Below are 2,432 nucleotides of genomic sequence, written 5' to 3' on the forward strand. Positions count from 1 at the left end.
TTCTCATCATCAGCGCTAGCAATCGAACGATGGAGGAGCTTTGGACACGGTACTTGGCGTGTCGATGGCGCCGACGGGGGTGGTGGTGGCGCCTGGACTGCCGGGGCGACGACGTTTTGGGTGATGTCGGGGCGCTGATGCGCGTGGGGCCGGATGTCGAAGGCCAGCGCCAGCGAGAGCGCCAGGACACCGCCGACGAATACCAGGGTCGCGGCGACGACGGCCAGCACCGGCTTCCGGCTGCGCCGATCGCCCCGGTCCGCCGCGGACTCGGCTCCCCGGGCGGCCGCGTCGCCCGCTTCGGCGCTGTACGCGAGCTCGCGCCCGCCCGTCGCGGGTTGTCCTGCGTAGGGCATCGCGATCGTCGACGGCGCCCCCAGGTGGGCGTTGGCCGCCGCCAGCGAGGCGCCGCGGGCCAGCGCCATCTCGGGTTCCTCGGGGGTGGTCACCGACAGCGAGGTCGCCGACTCGAGCGCCGGCTTGATGTACGGGATGTCGACGTCCGAGCCCACCAGGAACAGCCCGTCCGGGCGCGCCCTCATCGATTCGGCGCCCGAGGCCAACGCGGCCAGCTGCGCCAGCGCAGCCCCGTCGCTGCTGGGCAGCGCATGCCGGCGCACGTCGGCGACCGAACCGTCGGCGGTGTCGACGACGGCCAGCGTCGCGGTGCTGGGCTCGACGAACAGCAGCGCGGTGCGCGCGCAGTTGGTGGCACTGCCCGCGGCCTGCGCCAGCGCCGCAGCAGCCATCACGCCGGAAACCAGCATGACGTCCTCGATCTTGCGCTCCGCCAACGCATTTCGAAGCGCGGCCGCCTCGGCTTGATCCGTCCACGTCACGCCGCTCGATTTCACCCGATAGCCACCCGCGGCCGCGCTTTCCCGTGTGCCGAGAATCGCGTCGACCACGCGGTCCGCCGCGGCCACCGCCGTTGTCTGATCGGCGAGTTCAAAGCCGTCCTGGTCGACGGTCACTCCGCCGGCATCGCCCCAACCCGGACCCGGCCCGTCCCACAGCGATCAGTGGGACGACTGGCTGCATCGGCACCTGGGCGGCCACGGCATCCCTGTCCCCTAGCCCGCCCGCCGGGTGCCGAACACGCGTAAAATCGGGACACTAGGGGAAAACACGGTGGGGACTAAGTGACCTCTGGCGTTTTCGCGGGGTGCGGCGGCCACGTTCTCATCATCAGCGCTAGCAATCGAACGATGGAGGAGCTTTGGACACGGTACTTGGCGTGTCGATGGCGCCGACGGCAGTCCGAATGGTGCTGGTCGAAGGCCAGAATGGCGAAGGCGCCACCGTCGACGAAGACAATTTCGACGTTCCGCCCGAAGACGACGCGGCAACGCTCAGCGCGGCCAACCAGGTAGTCTCCGCGATCCTGGGCACCCGTCAGGGCGCGGCCGAGGGCGGCTACCAATTGGCATCGACCGGCGTCACATTCACGGACCCGATCGAGGCCGCCGCACTGCGGGACGCACTGGCCGCCCACAAGGTGGAGAACGTGATGTTGGTCTCGGCCTTCCTGGCCGCGGCCGCCCTCGCGCAAGCGGTGGGCAGCCAGACCAACTACTCGCAAACTGCCCTGCTGTACATCGAGCCGGACACCGCCACTCTGGCGGTCGTCAACAGCGCCGACGGGTCGATCGCCGACGTCCAGCGCCAGCCGCTGCCGGCCGACGACGAGGCCGCGGTGGCCCAGCTGGCCAGCATGGTGTCGCACGCGGAGACGCTGGAGACACGGCCGGACGGCGTGTTCGTCGTCGGCTCGGGCATCGACATCCCGCTGATCAAGCCCGCGCTGGAGGCGGCCACCTCACTGCCCTTGTCGGCGCCCGAGGAGCCCGAAACGGCGCTGGCCCGCGGGGCGGCGCTGGCGTCGGCGAACGCCCCGCTCTTCTCGTCGTCCACCGCGGCGCTGGCTTACGCCCAGGACCCGGGCACCGGCGCGATCAACCCGTTCGCGGTCGCGCCCGGTTACTTCGACACCCCGGGCACCCTGGGCAGGGACGCGCTCGCCTACAGCGCCGTGCCCGACGAGGTCGACGACCTCTACACCGGCGCGCACACCGGCGCCACCGAACTCGTCGACGCGGGATATCCCCAGCGCAGCTCGTTCCGGCTGGTCGGAGGCATCGTGGCGGGCGTCTTCGTCATCGGCGTGGTGGCGTTGGTCGTCTCGCTGGCGATCGCCATCCGGCCCACGGCTAACGTCCGGCCCAGCCCGAACCAGAACGTGGTCGTCGCGCCGACCCGGCCCGCCCCGGCCCCCGCGGCTCCCGCGCCGGTCGAGGCCCCGGCACCCGCGGCGCCCGCGCCCGCCCCGGCGGCTCCGGCTCCCGAGGCCCCGGCGCCCGCGCCCAAAGCGGAGCCGGCAAAGCAAACGGACGGCGAGCAAGAGCCGCCCGCGCAGCCGGTGAAGGGCATTC

At 71.7% G+C, this 2,432-nt stretch carries 2 protein-coding genes; one reads left to right on the plus strand and one right to left on the minus strand.

All coding sequences use genetic code 11. From position 1 onward, the window contains the following. Positions 1-974, minus strand: a 974-nt coding sequence (locus A9X03_RS03850; RefSeq protein WP_197696008.1) for a hypothetical protein, incomplete at its 3' end; no start/stop codon positions are given. Positions 975-1,219: 245 nt separating this feature from the next. On the opposite strand from A9X03_RS03850, the gene A9X03_RS03855 reads away from it, so the two are divergent. After that, the coding region (locus A9X03_RS03855; protein WP_369830992.1) for a hypothetical protein at positions 1,220-2,432 on the plus strand (1,213 nt) is incomplete at its 3' end.

The sequence above is a fragment of the Mycobacterium sp. E1715 genome (assembly GCF_001667625.1).
Lineage (GTDB): Bacteria > Actinomycetota > Actinomycetes > Mycobacteriales > Mycobacteriaceae > Mycobacterium.